The sequence below is a fragment of the Methylobacterium sp. 17Sr1-1 genome (assembly GCF_003173775.1).
In the GTDB taxonomy this organism is placed as follows: domain Bacteria; phylum Pseudomonadota; class Alphaproteobacteria; order Rhizobiales; family Beijerinckiaceae; genus Methylobacterium.
The window spans coordinates 2,081,422-2,096,787 of record NZ_CP029552.1 but is presented as its reverse complement, the minus strand read 5'-3'; the positions used below and the strand labels follow the sequence as shown (position 1 = coordinate 2,096,787).

General features: G+C 72.0%; 15 protein-coding genes. 8 read left to right on the top strand and 7 right to left on the bottom strand.

Features of this window, described 5'->3' with window-relative positions; genetic code table 11:
• Window positions 1-94: 94 nt before the first annotated feature.
• Window positions 95-988: a tetratricopeptide repeat protein gene (locus DK412_RS09460; protein WP_109971749.1), complete on the bottom strand. Its 894-nt coding sequence runs from the start codon at window positions 986-988 to the stop codon at window positions 95-97.
• A 90-nt stretch (window positions 989-1,078) separates the two neighbouring features.
• Window positions 1,079-1,264: a hypothetical protein gene (locus tag DK412_RS09455; protein ID WP_109971748.1), complete on the bottom strand. Its 186-nt coding sequence runs from the start codon at window positions 1,262-1,264 to the stop codon at window positions 1,079-1,081.
• Window positions 1,265-2,102: 838 nt separating this feature from the next.
• Here DK412_RS09455 and DK412_RS09450 point away from each other — a divergent pair.
• Window positions 2,103-3,962: a PAS domain-containing protein gene (locus DK412_RS09450; RefSeq protein WP_245447517.1), complete on the top strand. Its 1,860-nt coding sequence runs from the start codon at window positions 2,103-2,105 to the stop codon at window positions 3,960-3,962.
• Between the two features lie 20 nt (window positions 3,963-3,982).
• Here DK412_RS09450 and DK412_RS09445 read toward each other — a convergent pair whose 3' ends face one another.
• The gene (locus DK412_RS09445) at window positions 3,983-4,960 is read right to left on the bottom strand and encodes a hypothetical protein (RefSeq protein WP_204165538.1); all 978 of its coding nucleotides are present in this window, start codon (window positions 4,958-4,960) and stop codon (window positions 3,983-3,985) included.
• 296 nt (window positions 4,961-5,256) lie between these two features.
• Between DK412_RS09445 and DK412_RS09440 the strand changes: the two genes are divergently transcribed.
• On the top strand, window positions 5,257-5,856 hold the full coding sequence (locus tag DK412_RS09440; RefSeq protein ID WP_048429540.1) for a superoxide dismutase: 600 nt from the start codon (window positions 5,257-5,259) through the stop codon (window positions 5,854-5,856).
• Window positions 5,857-5,912: 56 nt separating this feature from the next.
• Here DK412_RS09440 and DK412_RS09435 read toward each other — a convergent pair whose 3' ends face one another.
• On the bottom strand, window positions 5,913-6,755 hold the full coding sequence (locus tag DK412_RS09435) for a ChbG/HpnK family deacetylase (protein ID WP_109971746.1): 843 nt from the start codon (window positions 6,753-6,755) through the stop codon (window positions 5,913-5,915).
• A 102-nt stretch (window positions 6,756-6,857) separates the two neighbouring features.
• Between DK412_RS09435 and DK412_RS09430 the strand changes: the two genes are divergently transcribed.
• The 3 genes from DK412_RS09430 (at window position 6,858) to DK412_RS09420 (ending at window position 10,443) form a co-directional block, all read left to right on the top strand.
• The gene (locus DK412_RS09430; protein WP_109975161.1) at window positions 6,858-7,883 is read left to right on the top strand and encodes a glycosyltransferase family 2 protein; all 1,026 of its coding nucleotides are present in this window, start codon (window positions 6,858-6,860) and stop codon (window positions 7,881-7,883) included.
• A gap of 48 nt (window positions 7,884-7,931) precedes the next feature.
• A complete protein-coding gene (murJ, locus tag DK412_RS09425; RefSeq protein ID WP_109971745.1) occupies window positions 7,932-9,455 on the top strand; it encodes a murein biosynthesis integral membrane protein MurJ in 1,524 nt (507 codons plus the stop codon).
• Between the two features lie 310 nt (window positions 9,456-9,765).
• Entirely contained in the window at window positions 9,766-10,443 is a 678-nt protein-coding gene (locus DK412_RS09420) for a haloacid dehalogenase type II (RefSeq protein ID WP_109971744.1), read from the top strand.
• 13 nt (window positions 10,444-10,456) lie between these two features.
• On the opposite strand, the gene DK412_RS09415 is transcribed toward DK412_RS09420, so the two are convergent.
• The gene (locus tag DK412_RS09415) at window positions 10,457-11,776 is read right to left on the bottom strand and encodes an MFS transporter (RefSeq protein WP_109971743.1); all 1,320 of its coding nucleotides are present in this window, start codon (window positions 11,774-11,776) and stop codon (window positions 10,457-10,459) included.
• A gap of 197 nt (window positions 11,777-11,973) precedes the next feature.
• Here DK412_RS09415 and DK412_RS09410 point away from each other — a divergent pair, with 197 nt between their 5' ends.
• Both DK412_RS09410 and DK412_RS09405 read left to right on the top strand, forming a co-directional pair.
• Window positions 11,974-12,780 (top strand): substrate-binding domain-containing protein, encoded by an 807-nt coding sequence (locus DK412_RS09410; RefSeq protein WP_245447726.1) that lies wholly within the window; start codon window positions 11,974-11,976, stop codon window positions 12,778-12,780.
• 134 nt (window positions 12,781-12,914) lie between these two features.
• On the top strand, window positions 12,915-13,109 hold the full coding sequence (locus tag DK412_RS09405; protein ID WP_109971741.1) for a hypothetical protein: 195 nt from the start codon (window positions 12,915-12,917) through the stop codon (window positions 13,107-13,109).
• Window positions 13,110-13,139: 30 nt separating this feature from the next.
• Here the strand turns inward: DK412_RS09405 and DK412_RS30130 are convergent, their stop codons facing one another.
• Both DK412_RS30130 and DK412_RS30125 read right to left on the bottom strand, forming a co-directional pair.
• On the bottom strand, window positions 13,140-13,313 hold the full coding sequence (locus DK412_RS30130) for a hypothetical protein (protein WP_162596164.1): 174 nt from the start codon (window positions 13,311-13,313) through the stop codon (window positions 13,140-13,142).
• A 76-nt stretch (window positions 13,314-13,389) separates the two neighbouring features.
• A complete protein-coding gene (locus DK412_RS30125; RefSeq protein WP_162596163.1) occupies window positions 13,390-13,554 on the bottom strand; it encodes a hypothetical protein in 165 nt (54 codons plus the stop codon).
• Between the two features lie 442 nt (window positions 13,555-13,996).
• Between DK412_RS30125 and DK412_RS09395 the strand changes: the two genes are divergently transcribed.
• Window positions 13,997-15,361, top strand: a complete 1,365-nt coding sequence (locus tag DK412_RS09395; RefSeq protein WP_109971739.1) for a TAXI family TRAP transporter solute-binding subunit — start codon at window positions 13,997-13,999, stop codon at window positions 15,359-15,361.
• The last annotated feature ends 5 nt before the right edge of the window (window positions 15,362-15,366 follow it).

The following is a 15,366-nucleotide window of genomic DNA, read 5'->3' as shown; positions in this document are numbered from 1 at the left end:
CGTCCCGGATCTCCCTCCCCACCGTTCCGGCCGTGCGGGCCCGGACAGGGAGAAACAGGGGTGAAGCGGACGTCCAGGCCTCGCGGCCCGCCCCTCACATCGCGGAGGCCGTCACCTGCGGAAGCGCCGCCTTCGCACCGCCCATCCTCTCGGCCGCCCTCGCCGCCTTCCCGGCGGCCTGCTGGGACATCGCGTGCTGGGAGAGGGATGCCCGCAACGCCGCCACGTTCTGCGCGGCCTGGGCCGGGCCGAGGTCGCGGGTCAGCACCTGCTCGGCCTCGCCGAAGCGGCCTTGGAGGCCGAGTACCAGGGCGAGGTTCTGGCGCACCCGTCCGTCGGCGCGGGGATCGGCGCCGGCCTGGCGCAAGGTCGATTCCGCCTCGGGCAGGCGCTTGGCGAGGGCATAGGACAGCCCGAGATTCGACAAGACCGCCGGCTCGCCGGGCACGATCCTGAGCGCCGCCTCGTAGTAGCGCTGGGCCTGGACGTGGTCGCCCGTCTGGTCGGCCACCGCGCCCTGCGCCGAGAGCACGCGCCAGTCGGGGTTGGCCGGCGAGTGGGCGTTGCGCAAGACCTCCGCCGCCTCGGCGAAGCGGCCGACTTCGGCCAGACTCTTGCCGTAGGCGGCGAGCACCGCCGGGTTCTTCGGGTTGCGCAGAGCCGTCTGCTGCAGCACCGCCGCGGCCTGGGCGCCCTGGTCGGTCGCCCGCAGGGCCTGGGCGTAGGCCATGGCCGTGCCGATATCGGCCGGGTCCCGCTCGTAGCGCGCGGCGAGGCGCCCGACGTCGCGCCGCGATGTGTCGGGCGGGGCGTTGGCGTCGATCGAGCCGGTGGAGAGGGACGAGAACGAGCCGGTGGTGAGGGACTTGAGGGAGTTGAGCGGATCGCGCGACATGCAACCCGACGCCATCAGGGCCACGATCCCGGCGACGGCGAGCCGCCGCAGGGGGGTCGAGCGGGCGGGACGGGTCTCGACGGTCGCGGGCATCGGCCACTCCAGGGGCGGGCCTGGGATCTGGCAACCCCGCTCCCACGGCCCTCGTGACCGCGGTGATAAGTCGTTAACCCTAATCTCCGGTTAACGCTGCGGCGTGTCGGACGGGGTCGCCTTTGGGGCCGGCTGGGGTGCCTTCGCCCCGCCCCGGTCGGTGCCGGTGCCGTGACGGCTCGGGGTCACGGCCTCGCCGTCGTGGCGGTTGCCGTCCTCGATGCCGATGGTCTCGCGCCGCTCCAGCGGGTTGATGGGCTTCTGTTCCTCGGCCATGGGGGATCTCCTTCGCGGGTTGCAGTCCGGTCGGGGGTGACGCCGCAGGGGCGCCGGGGTTCCCGGGACCGGCCGCATCTCCGGTGCAGTGCGATTTGCAGATGGCGCAACCGCAGGCAACGAGCGGCGTGCCGTCGACACCGCGCGGCAGAACGGTCGTCGAACAGGCCCGGGACAACCCTGAGGTCCTGTCGGAGCTCCCCGGCCCATGCCAGGCTCTCGGGCATGGGCGCGGTCGCCTTCGACACCCTGAAATTCGCCCGCGCCCTGCGGGAGCGGGCCCACCTCTCCGCCGAGCAGGCGGAGGGGTTGTCCGAGGTGTTCGCCGAGGCGGTCCAGGGCGGCCTGCCGACCCGGGGCGGGTTGCAAGGCCTCGAAGGCTCGGTGAAGGCCGGGTTCATGGACGTCCGGTCCGGGATCGCGGCGTTCCAGGCCGAAACCAGGAGCGAATTCGCTGCCGTCCGGTCGGAACTGGCGGCCTTCAAGGTCGAGACGAAGAATGAATTCGCCGCCGTCCGGTCGGACATGAAGCTCCTCGAGCAGCGGATGACGATCAAGCTTGGCGCCATCTGGTGGCCCCCGCCGGCATCCCGCTCGCGGCGATCCGCTACATGCCGGCCCGCTAGCGGCCGGGTGCAGGTCTTGCCCCGGAGCGTGCTCCGGCGCACCGCGCGCGGAGCGGGGACGGGCGACCTTGCCGCCGGACGCGCGGAGAGGCATGGTTTTGTCCGCGAAACCGCCAAGCCGGGCCGGGCGGGGCATGTCGGCTCGGGACGCCGCGCGGGGACGCGGAGACGCCCCGCCCTCCGTCACCCCGTTTCACCAGGATTGCGCCGCATTGGACCAGAGGCCCGACGCCGCCCCCGGCCTGCCGGACGAACCCTTCCCGCGCTTCGCCTTCGAGGGCGCGCCGGTCGCCCTCGCCTGCCTGGGCGGGCCGGACCGGCGCATCCTCGCCGCCAACCCGGCGCTGGGCGCCCTCCTGGGCACGACACCGGAGGCGCTAACCGGCTGCCGCCTGGCCGATCTCGCACACGCGCAGGGATCCGGATCCGGCATGGAGCTCACGGGCCAGGAGCTCACGGGCCAGGAGCTCACGGGCCAGGAGCTCACGGGCGAGACCCGGTGGCGCCGGGCCGACGGGTCACCCGTGCGGGTGCGGCTCCGGGCCGGGCCGGAGCGGGACGGGTGCCGGATCCTCTCGGTCGAGGCCGTCGCGGACGAGGCGGCCGCGGCCGGAGCTCAGGCACCCCCGGCGCGATCCCCCTCCGCCCCGCAGATCCACCCCGAGCAGACCCATCTGGCACTCGCCTCCGCCGGCCTCGGCGAGTGGAGCTGGAGCCCGGCCGACGGCCGCGTCACCCTGTCCGACCGGGCCGCCGCGATCCTGGGCTATCCGTCCGGGGCGATGCCGGCCTGGGCGGAGCTGCAGGACGCCGTCGGCCGCGACGACCTCGACCGGATCCGCGCCACGGTACAGGACGCCGTCGCCAAGGTGCTCCCCTACGCGATCGAGCTGCGCTTCCGCCGGGCCGATGACGGCCAGGAGGCCTGGATCTCCGCCCGCGGCCGGGCGACCCTCGCCCCCGACGGGACGCTCACCGGCATGATCGGCGTGCTGCAGGACGTCACCGCCCGGGAGGAGGCGCGGCGCGCCCTGCACGACCGCGAGCAGCGCTTGCGGGTGGCGACCACGGTGGCGGCCCTCGGCATCTTCGAGTGGCACGTGCTCGACGACCAGTCCCTCTGGGAGAACGAGCGCATGTGGGAGATCTTCGGCCGCCGGCCGCAGGACGGCACCATCAGCATGCGCGAATTCTTCCGTACGGTGGTCCATCCGGAGGACAAGGCGTCCTTCCGCCGGGCGGTGGCCGCGGCGCTCCACGGCGACGGGGTGCTGCACGCGACGACCCGCATCCGCCGGCCGGAGGCGGAGGGCGGCGAGGTCTGGCGCACGATCGAGATGGCCGGCCGCTTCGAGCGCGACGGGCCGGCGGGCCTGCCGCGGCGCCTGATCGGCGTCGTCGCCGACATCACGGACCGGCGGCTGGCCGAGGAGCGCCAGTCGCTGCTGATCCGCGAGCTGCATCACCGCGTGAAGAACACGCTGGCGACGGTGCAGGCCATCGTCGGCTCGACCGCCCGGACGGCGTCGAGCATCGACAGCTTCTACGAGGCCTTCGTCGGCCGCATCATGTCGCTCGCCCACACCCACTCGGTGCTCACCGAGGACGTGTGGCAGACCGCCTCCTTGCGCGGCCTCCTGGAGAACGAGCTGCGGCCCTACGCCGACAGCGAGATGCGCCCCGGCACCGGCGGGCGGGTGGAGCTCGACGGCCCGGCGGTCGACCTGCCCTCCGAGATCGCGGTGCCGATCGGCATGGCGATCCACGAACTGACCACCAACGCCGCCAAGTACGGGGCGCTGTCGAACCGCGCGGGGCGGGTGCGGATCCGCTGGAGCGTCGAGCCCGGCGCGGACCGGCCGCGCCTGCGCTTCCACTGGCAGGAATCCGGCGGTCCCCTGGTGGCGCCGCCGACCCGCCAGGGCTTCGGCTCGCGGCTCCTGCAGCGGGTGCTGACGACCCAGGTCCAGGCCGAGGTCGCCACCGACTACGCGCCCGGCGGCCTCGCCCTCACGATGCTGGCGCCGCTGCCGGCCCGCAACGCCGCGCTCAACCCGCTGGCGGCGCTGTAGCGGACGCGTCGTCGCCGGGTTCAGGCGCCGCGGGCCCCGCCCTCGCCGCCGGCCCCGCGAAACGCCTTCAGCTCCTCGATCGACGCGAAGTGGAAGCGCCCGGCCGGCGTCTCGGCGTCGATCGTGCCGTCGGCATACATCGTGTAGGTGTTGCCGCCGGAATCGTAGGTGCCGATCACGGTCTTCGCCAGCGCCTCGTCGAGGGGCGGCTCCTGATGGGGCGGCTCCCCGTAGGACGGATCCTCCGGCCGGGGCGCTTCGGCGACGGGCTCGGGGGCCGGGGGCGCCGGCTCCGGGGGCGGAGGGGGCGGCGGCGCGTCGTGCCGCTCCTCGACCACGGGACGCGGCTCCTCCGCCGGCGGCGGTGGCGGTGGCGGCAGCGGGTCGTGAGGCGCGGCTTCGTGCGGCGGAGCCTCGTGCAGGTCGGACCGGTAGGGTTCGGGCTCGCGGGCGACCGGTTCGTGCGCGAGCGGCTGGTGCGGGACAGCCTCATGCGGGACCGGCTCTTGCAGCACCGGCTCATGCATGACCGGCTCCTGCCGCCCTGCCGTCAGGTCCGGATCCTCGGCCCGGGTCAGGCGCAGCTCGCTCGCCGCAAGCCCCACGGCCGCGCCTGCGGCACCGGCCGCCAGCGCCGCGCCGCCGTTGACGCCCGCCGGCTCGGCCGGGTGCGGCGCGGGCGCCGGAAACGGGATCGGCGGCAGGACGGGCTCGCTGCGGGCGGACCGGGCCGGCATGGCGGAGGTCCCGGTCGGGGCGGAGTCCGCCGCGACGGAGCGCTCGGCCGCGGGGCGCGCCGCCAGCGCCCGCTCGATGCGCGCGAGCCGCGCCACCGCGGCGGTGATTCCGAGCAGCACCGCGCCGCCGCTCGCCCCGACGGTGCCGGCGATCACCATGGTCCAGCCGACCTCGAGCCGCACGAAGGGAATGCCCTGCACCATCGCGGCGAGACCGCCGATCAGCATCAGGAGGGCGAGCACGGTCAACGCGACGATCATCGGACTCTCGGACTGGCGAGATGGGACGCCGGCTGGGGGGGCAGCCGAACGGGCGGGACCGGGGCCTCGCGCCCCGCCCGCTACGGCCCAGATTTAGGGGCAGCGCCCGCTTTTGCAAAATCGCCGCGCTTGCGCAGTCTCCGAAGCCCGGCGGATGGGCAAATCCCGGGATGCGGCTGCCGCGACGGGCCGGCGGCGTTGCCGCCGGCGAGCGGCCGACTTAGGTAGACGCGGGTGCCGCGGCGGTGCCCCCGAGGTCTCGCCGCGTTGACCCCATGCGATCCGGAGACACGCCGATGGCCTTCACGCTGCCCGAACTCCCCTACGCCTACGACGCGCTGCAGCCCTACATGTCGAAGGAGACCCTGGAGTTCCACCACGACAAGCATCACAAGGCGTATGTCGATACCGGCAACAAGCTCCTCGAGGGCTCGGAGCTCGCCGGCAAGAGCGTCGAGGAGGTGGTGAAGGCCTCCTACGGCCAGAACCAGCCGCTCTTCAACAATGCCGGCCAGCACTACAACCACATCCACTTCTGGCAGTGGATGAAGCCGAACGGCGGCGGCGCGATCCCGGGCGCGCTGGAGAAGAAGATCGCCGAGGACCTCGGCGGCACCGACAAGTTCAAGGCCGACTTCATCCAGGCCGGCGTGTCGCAGTTCGGCTCCGGCTGGGCCTGGCTCGCGGTGAAGAACGGCAAGCTCGAGATCATGAAGACCCCCAACGGCGAGAACCCGCTGGTCCACGGGGCCAAGCCGATCCTCGGCGTCGACGTGTGGGAGCATTCCTACTACATCGACTACCGCAACCGCCGTCCCGACTACCTCAAGGCGTTCATCGAGAACCTGGTGAACTGGGAGCACGTCGAGAAGATGTACGGCGAGGCGATCGCCTGATCGACGCGGCGTAGCCGTCTTCGAAGCCCCCTCTCCCGCCCGGGCGAGGGGGTTTTCTATGAGACGGGACCCGGCACCAGCCGCAGGCCCTCCCGCTCCAGGAAATCCCCGAACCTGCCCGATCCGAGATAGGCGAGTTCCAGCGGCCGGCTCGTCACCACCGGATCGAGGGCCCTCAAGGCCTCGTCGATCTCGCCGGGATGGCACATCACCACCGGCGCCGGGCCGAGCGCCCGGAAGCTCGCCTCGAAGGCCTCCGCGAATCCCTCCCCTTCCGCGAAGTCCGAGAAGCCGGAGAAGCCCCGATTGGCGGAGAACCCCGCCCGCCGGACCGCCGACCCGAAGCCGAGCCCGAGCCCCGCCACCACCATCGCTTTGCCGGGGTGAGGCCGCGCCCGGATCGCCCCCAGCGTGTCGCCCGGGTCGCGCAGCCAGCCCCGCCAGCCCCGCGCCGAGAGCGCCGCGAGGAGCGCCCCCCGCACCCCCGGCAGGACGTGGACGTGCTGGTGCCCGTCGACGAAATCCGGCAGGCGGCCCATCGCCGCCGCGAAGGCGTCGAGCTGGCGCTCGATCTCGGGGCGGACATCCGCGGGCTTCAGCTTTCCCGACAGGGCGAACCGCAGCAGGCGCCCGAGGGGCGGCAGGCGCCCGAGGGGCGCCAGGCGCGGCAGCGGGCCGAGGGGTTCGCCCGTGGTGAGGGTCAGGTGGAGACCGAGGCCGACCGTGCCGGAGAGTTCCCTCAAGGCCGGCGCCGCCTCCGGGAAGGCCGGGATGTTGGTCATCGCGCCGGTGGCTGATATGCGCTTCACCCGCGCCAGCGCGAGGATGCCCCGGCTGACGCCCGGGCTCAGGCCGTAATCGTCGGCGCAGAGCACGACCGGGCGCCGTTCAGGAAGCATGGCTTAGATCTCGCGCTCGAACCGCCGGTGCGCGCACCGGCCTGATCACCGAAGGCCGTCGGCCTCGCGCCGCGGCGCGACACTGAAATGAGGGACAGCACCGTGGAGCTGTTCAGACACCCCGAGCCGGTCGACCTGAGCGTCGTCATACCGGTCTTCAACGAGAGCGCCAACGTCGCGCCGCTGCTCGCCCGCCTCACGCCCGTCCTGGAGCGCCTGACGCCGGCCTGGGAGGTGGTGTTCGTCGACGACGGCAGCCGCGACGACACCGCCGCGGTGGTGGCCGCCCACCACGCCGGCGAGCCGCGCATCGGCGCGGTCTCGTTCAGCCGCAACTTCGGCAAGGAGATCGCCATCGCGGCCGGCCTCGACCATGCCGAGGGCCGCGCGGTGGTGATCATGGACGCCGACCTCCAGCACCCGCCCGAGCTGATCGCGACCTTCTGGGAGCGCTGGCAGGAGGGCAACGTGATGGTCTACGCCCAGCGCACCGACCGCGACGACGAGAGCGCGATGCGGCGCGGCTTCGCCCGGCTGTTCTACCGGCTGTTCGCCCGCTTCGGCGAGATGCCGCTGCCCGAGGGCGCCGGCGATTTCCGCCTGATCGACCGCAAGGGCGTCGAGGTGCTGCGCTCGCTCCCCGAGCGGGCGCGGTTCTCGAAGGGGCTGTATTCCTGGATCGGCTTCCGCTCCGTCGGCGTGCCCTACCAGGTCGAGGAGCGTCAGCACGGCAGCTCGAAATGGAGCTTTCGCAAGCTGTTCCGCTTCGCCTTCGACGGCATCACCTCGTTCTCGACCGTGCCGTTGCGGGTCTGGACCTATCTCGGCGGCGCCATCGCCACGGTGGCCTTCCTGACCGCGCTCTACTTCATCGCCGACACCCTGCTGCGCGGCCCCGACGTGCCCGGCTACGCCTCCCTGATCGTCTCGGTGATGTTCTTCTCCGGCGTGCAGCTGATGTCGCTCGGCATCATCGGCGAGTATATCGGCCGCATCTTCGCCGAGGTGAAGCGGCGCCCGCTCTACGTCGTCGCCGAGCGGATCGGCCCGGCGGCGGCGGGCCACGACCGGCTGGTCCGGGACGACCGCCGGGCCGGCCGGCGGGCGCGCTATTCCGGCGCCGCATGAGGCTTATCGGTCCCGGTTCCGATAACTTCCTGTGCTAATGACCGCCGCATGATTCGCAGCATCCTCTCGGTCGGCGGCTGGACGCTGGTCTCGCGGGCCACCGGCTTCCTGCGCGACGTGGTCATGGCCGCCGTGATGGGCGCCGGCCCGATCGCCGACGCCTTCGTGGTGGCGTTCCGGCTGCCGAACCACTTTCGCGCGATCTTCGGCGAGGGCGCCTTCAACGTCGCCTTCGTGCCGACCTATGCCGCGCTCGACGCCGAGGCCGGCGCCGCGCGGGCTTTCGCCGACCGGGTCTTCACCCTGATGCTGCTGGTGCAGGTGGCGCTGCTCGCGCTCGCCCTGCCGCTGATGCCGGTGATCGTGCGGGCGCTCGCCCCCGGCTTCGCCGACGAGCCCGAGAAATTCGCGCTCGCGGTGACGCTCACCCGCATCACCTTCCCGTACCTCCTGTTCATCACCCTGGTGACGCTGCTCTCCGGGATCCTCAACGCCCGCCGGCGCTTCGCCGCCGCCGCCGCCGCGCCGGTGCTGCTGAACGTCTCGCTGCTGGCGGCCCTCGCCCTCACTGTCCTGTTCCCGAATGCCGGCTACGCCGCCGCCTGGGGCGTCGCGGTCTCGGGCGTCCTGCAATTCCTCCTCGTCTGGGCCGATGCCAGGCGGGCCGGCCTCGCGCCGTCCCTCGTGCGCCCGACCCTGCGGGATGCCGGCATGCGCCGGTTCTTCCGGATGCTGGGGCCGGCGGTGATCGGCTCGGCCGGCGTGCAGATCGCGATGTTCGCCGACACGATCATCGCCTCGTTCCTGCCAACCGGCGCGGTCTCGGCGCTCTACTACGCCGACCGGCTCTACCAGCTGCCCTTCGGGGTCATCGGCATCGCCGCCGGCACGGTGCTGCTGCCGGAGATGAGCCGCCGCATCGCCGCGAAGGACGAGGCCGGCGCCCATGCGGCGCAGAACCGCGCCACCGGCTTCTCGCTGGCCCTCTCGGCGCCCTTCGCGGTGGCGTTCCTGCTGGTGCCGGACCTGATCATGACCGCCCTGTTCCAGCGCGGCGCCTTCGACGCCGACGCGGCCGCCCGCTCCGGGGCGGTGCTGGCGGCCTACGGCCTGGCGCTGCCGGCGGCGGTGCTGATCCGCTCGATCGTGGCGAGCTTCTACGCCCGCCAGGACAGCCGCACGCCTGTGATCGCTTCGCTCACCGCGGTCGCGGTCAATGTCGGCCTGAAGGTGGTGCTCACCGGGCCGCTCGGGGTGATGGGCCTCGCGCTCGCCACTGCCGCGGGCGTCTGGGTCAACGTGCTGATCCTGTTCTGCCTCGCCTATGGCCGCGGCTGGACGGCGCCGAGCCGCACGCTGATCGTCACCGCCTGCGGGGTGCTCGCCGCCTGCGCGGTCCTGGCCGCCTGCACCCTCGGCGGCCTGCCGCTGATCGACCGCCTGATGCCGTCTCTGCCGCGCTTCCGCGAGCTGGCGGTGCTCGCGGCGTTGGGAACGGCCGGGCTCGTCGCCTACGCGGCGACGCTGCTCGTGGCGTTGCGGTTGTTCGGGGTGCGGTTGCGGCGGGTGTGAGGGGGGCGCAGTCCTTCGGTCCCGAAGCCGCTTGGACCCGCGCCGATCATGCTACCCTCAGGGTCGTTCCGGGACCGCGCAGCGGAGCCCGGAATCCAGAGCCGCGGATGGTTCAGGATCGAGCGGAGATCGTTCCGCTTCCTTCGGAAACGCCTGCGGTTCTGGGTTCCGGGCTCTGCTGCGCAGCCCCGGAATGACACTGTGGGTGCCGGCATCGTCGAGCCAGCCGAACGGCGTCCCGTCCGCGAACCCGGCCCGGTCCCCCGCGCGTTAATGGCCGCACCCCCCACCCGCGCCGCACGAGGCCCCCATGCCCCTCCCCGCCCCGCTCGACCGCGCCGAGGCCGTGGTCTTCGATGCCTACGGCACCCTGCTCGACGTCCATTCCGCCGTGCAGCGCCACGCCGCGGCGGTCGGGCCGGAGGCGCAGGCGCTGTCCGAGACCTGGCGGCAGAAGCAGCTCGAATATTCCTGGGTCCTGTCCCTGTGCGGGCTCTACGCCCCGTTCTGGACGCTGACCGAGCGGGCGCTCGACTACGCCCTCGCGAAGCACCCGGGGGTGGATCGCGGCGCGCGGGGCGATCTGCTTGAAGCTTACAAGTCCCTCGACGCCTATCCGGAGGTGCCCGGCACCCTTGAGGCCTTGCGCCGGGCCGGCCTCAGGACCGCGATCCTGTCGAACGGCGATCCGACGATGCTCGACGCGGCGGTGAGGGCGGCCGGCCTCGGGGATCATCTCGACGCGGTGCTCTCGGTCGATCCGGCCGGCACCTTCAAGACCGCGCCCGCCGCCTACGACCTCGCGCCGGAAGCCCTCGGCGTCGCCCGGGAGGGAATCGTCTTCCTGTCCTCGAACCGGTGGGACATCGCCGGGGCGGCGGCCTACGGCTTCGCCCCGGTCTGGGTCAATCGCACGGGCCAGCCCGACGAGTACCCGGACCTCGCGCCGGTCCGGGTGATCCAATCCCTCGACGGGTTGCTCGCCTGATCACTCGGCCAGCCTACTCGCCGGCGACGGGCCGCACCGCGCCGGGCAGCGCATCCGCGGCGGTCTCGCGGCGGCGGTAGATCAGCAGGGTGGCGACGAGGCCGCAGGCCCCCGCGAAGGCCATCCACAGGCCCGGCGCCGCCTTGTTGTCGAGCTTCTCGATCAGCCAGGTCGAGACGACCGGGGTGAAGCCGCCGAACAGCGCGGTGGCCAGCGAGTAGGCGAGCGAGAAGCCGGTGGTGCGGACGTGCTTCGGGACGATCTCGGTCAGCGCCACCACCATCGCGCCGTTGTAGCTGCCGTACAGGAAGGACAGCCACAGCAGCGTGAGCAGCATGTTGGTGAACGAGATGTTGGAGGTCAGCCACGCCAGCGCCGGATAGGCGGTGAGCATCGCGAGGCCTGAGAACACGATCAGGATCGGCTTGCGGCCGATCCTGTCGGAGAGGGCTCCCATCACCGGCAGCCAGATCAGGTTCGACAGGGCGGTGCAGAAGGTGACGATCAGGCTGTCGGTCTCGGACAGCTTCAGCACGGTCTTGCCGAAGGTCGGGGTGTAGACCGTGATGGTGTAGAACGACACCGTGGTCATCACCACTAGCAGCATGCCGAGCGCCACGATCTTCCAGTTCTGGCCGAGCGAGGTGAAGACTTCGCCGAGCGAGGGCCGGTGCTTCTGGTGCAGGAACTCCTGGGTCTCCTCCAGCGAGCGTCGGATGTAGAACAGGAACGGCACGATCATGCAGCCGATGAAGAACGGGATGCGCCAGCCCCAGTCGGACATCTGCGCCGGCACCAGGGCGTGGCTGAGGCCGAAGCCGATCAGCGCCGCCACCATCACGGCGACCTGCTGGCTGCCGGACTGCCAGGAGACGTAGAAGCCCTTGCGGCCCGGCGTCGCCATCTCGGCGAGGTAGACCGAGACGCCGCCGAGCTCGACGCCGGCGGAGAAGCCCTGGAGCAGCCGGCCGATCAGCACCAGGAACGGCGCCGCGAGACCGATCGTGGCGTAGGACGGCACGAAGGCGATCAGCACCGTGCCGGCGGCCATGATGCCGAGCGTCACGATCAGGCCCTGGCGCCGGCCGATCCGGTCGACATAGGCGCCGAGGAAGATCGCCCCGAGCGGGCGCATCAGGAAGCCCGCGCCGAAGGTCATGAAGGTGAGCATGAGCGAGGCGAACTCGTTCCCGGCCGGGAAGAACGCCTTCGCGATGTGGCTCGCGTAGATCCCGAACAGGAAGAAATCGAACATCTCCAGGAAGTTGCCGCTCGTGACGCGCAACACCGTGGCGACCTTCGACCCCTGCGGACCGTGGACCGGACCTGCCATGCTCTCCTCCCGAATGCGGGTTTCCTCGTCTGACCCCTCTCTACCGCCAACGCCCGTACGTTTGACAGAAAAATCTAATCCCGAGGAATTTACGCCCAGGCCGTGAGCCGCGCGGGGGAATCGGTGGAGCCCGTGCGTCAGGCGGGTTACCTAGGCGAGAGAGGGCGGATGAACGCCGCCGGGGAGGAACCATGACCATGACGACGCCGCGCCGCAGAACCACCCTCTCCCGCTTTGCCGTCCGCTTGGCCGCCGGCCTGGTGGCCGGCCTCGTCCTCGCCGCCCCGGCCCGGGCGGCGGAGGTCCGGGTGATGATCTCCGGCGGCTTCACCGCCGCCTATCAGGCCCTGGTGCCGGGCTTCGAGGCCAGGACCGGCAACAAGGTCGAGACCGCATACGGCCCCTCGATGGGCACGGCCCCGGAGGCGATCCCCGTGCGGCTCGCCCGCGGCGAGCCGGCCGACGTGCTGATCATGGTCGGCTACGCCCTCGATGGGCTCGACAAGGAGGGCAAGATCGCGCCCGGCAGCAAGGTCGCGCTGGCCGATTCGCGCATCGGCCTCGCGGTCAAGGCCGGGGCGCCGGTGCCGGACATTCACGACCTCGACCACTTCAAGAAGGCGCTCCTCGCCGCGACCTCGATCGCCTATTCGGACAGTGCCAGCGGCGTCTACATCGAGAAGGAGATGTACCGGAAGCTCGGCCTGCACGACGAGCTGGCGGGTAAGAGCCGGATGATCGTCGCCGAGCGGGTCGGCAACGTGGTCGCCCGCGGCGACGCCGAGTTCGGCTTCCAGCAGCTGAGCGAGCTGAAGCCGGTCAAGGGCATCACCATCGTCGGCCCGGTCCCGGCGGAGGTGCAGCAGGTGACGGTGTTCTCGGCCGGGATCCCGAAGGGCACCGCCCATCCGGAGGCGGCGAAGGCGCTGATCGCCTGGCTCTCGGCCCCCGAGAACGCCGCGACCGTCGCCGCGACGGGACTCGACCCGATCAAGGCTCGCTAACCCCCGATTCACGACAAGGGAGAATGCGAGGAATCGGATTCACCACCTCTTCACGCCGCCAGGTGCCTGATGGGCCTCACACAACAGGTCTCGCGCCGCCCGATAGGGCAGCCAAGCGGGCGAAGGACGGCATCATGCGGCAGGGTCGGACACCCGGAGCAGCGGCGCGCCTGAAAGCGCCGCTGCTCCGGCAGGAGAAGCACGCGCATCAGCGCTACCTCGCGGCCCCGGGCTACCATCCGGGCGCCCTGGTGATCGCGATGGCGGGCCCGGCGCTCGGGGCGGTGATCGTGGCGGTGATCGCCCTGGGATTGCGGGTGTCGTTGTAGCCGGGAGACGGGCGGGTCGCGGCGGGAGGGTCAACGGGGCGGGAACAGGAGCAGCCCCAGGAAGGCGCGCCTCACCGCTTCTCCGGCCGCGTCGAGATCATCGATCGCGGTCCGTGCGGTGCGGACATACGCCACGACCTCGATCGGCGTCACCTGATACGCTGGATCGTAATCCGCCAGCATCCTCTGCTCGTTCATCGTCACGAACGCCTCGCAATACCCGATGATCGGCCGATCCGATCCGCCATCCGGCACATAACGCTGATACTTCGCCGAACGCTTATGCTTGATGATCTTCGGCCGCAGCGATGAGACCTGCGTGAAAGGCGGCATAGTAGGCGGCGGATACGGCGCGGCTCAGATCGGTCGAGCGAGCCTGGTCCGCGCCGTCGCTTGCGATACCGGGGCGGTCCGCCGGCTCAAGCAGATGCGCGATATCGATCACGGCTCAGCTCCGGCTCGTCTTCCAGCCTCGCGAAGCTCACGAGCGGAGACCTCGCATCACCGGATCGCGACATCGCCCGCCGGATGCCCACAACGATGTCGACGAGCTGCCTCCCGCTGATCTCGGCGATTCTCGAACCAGGAAACAGAACGACGATCTTGACGGCGGCATCGCCGTCGAAGGTGGCTGTTTCCTGAAGTCAGGCATCCATCGGCATGTCGTCGCCGACGACGCACCGGGCGGCCTCCTTCACCAGCCTGGCCGTCTCGCCGAGCGGGCGTTCCATCGGCCTCCTCCTGCCATCCAGGCGACGCGAACGGCTTCGACGGCGGCTCGATCCTACGTCAACCCGGGGCGAAGATGGTGCGCGCCGTTGGGCGGGCGTGTCCCGCGCCAATCGGCCGGATTGCCGAACCCCGCCCCGCCCCGCCATGGATAGACCATGCGGCGCCACGTCCCCCTCGTCCTCGCGGCCCTCCTCGCCCTCGTGGCGACGGCGCTCCTCGCCTATCAGTGGCTCGGGCAGCCGACGACCCTGCGCGTCGCGGTCGGGCCGGCGGGGAGCGAGGATGCGCGCCTCGTCGCGGCTGTGGCGCAGTCGCTCGCCCGCACTCACGAGGACGTGCGGCTGAGGCCGGTCGCGACCGGGGGCGTCGCCGAGAGCGCGAGCCTGGCCGAGCGGGGCAAGGCCGACCTCGCGGTGGTGCGCTCCGACGTCGGCATCCCGGCCAACACCCAGACGGTGGCGATCCTGCACCGCAACGCCGTGCTGCTGCTGGCGGCCGACCCGTCGCTCGCCGCCGTGCCGGACCTGCGCGGGCGCCGGATCGGGATCGTGCGCAACCCCTCCGGCAACACCCGGCTGCTCGCCACCATCCTGGAGCACTACGACATCCCGTCCGACGCTGTCACGGTCGTGCCGCTCGGCGACGGGCGCGAGGCCGGCGAGGCCCTGCGCGCGCACCGGGTCGATGCCGTGATGGTGGTGAGCCCGCTCACCGGCCGCACCGCCGGCGACGTGGTGGCGAGCATCGCCAAGGGAGACGGGGAGAAGAAGGACGGGACTTCGGCCGGCGGCACCCCGAACTTCATCCCGATCGGCGAGGCGGCGGTGCTGGCCCGGCGCTGGCCAGCGCTGGAGAGCGTCGAGATCGCCCGCGGCACCTTCGGCGGCACCCCGCCGCGCCCGCCCGAGGCCGTCACCACGATCGGCGTCAGCCACCGGCTGGTGGCCCAGGCGCACCTGTCCGATTCGGTGGTCTCGGAGCTGACGCGGCTCCTCTTCGTCAACCGGCCCGGCCTCGCCGTCGAGGTGCCGCTCGCCAACCAGATCGAGGCGCCCGACACCTCGAAGAGCGCGTCGCTCCCGGTCCATCCCGGGGCGCAGGCCTATTACGAGGGCGAGGTCGAGAGCTTCTTCGAGCGCTACGGCGACTGGTTCTACCTGATCGTGATGTGCGTCTCGATCCTCGGCTCGGCCGCCGCCGGGCTGGTGTCGCGGGCGGCCAACCGCTCGCGGGCCCGGGACATGGCGCTCCTGCGCCAGCTGCTCGCCATCGTGCGGGCGAGCCGCGACGTCGAGGACGACGGAGAACTCGCCGACCTCGAGCGGCAGGCCGACGAGATCCTGGCGGCGGCGCTCGCCCGGGCCGGCGCCGGGGCCATCGACAATGCCGGCGTCGCGGCCTTCACCCTCGGGCTCGATCAGGCGCGGCGGGCCATCGCCGAGCGCCGCGCCGTGCTGCTGGAGCGGCAGGCGCAGGGCCTCGACCGCGGACCGGACCCGCGGTCCGCCGCGGCGGAGTGACGCGC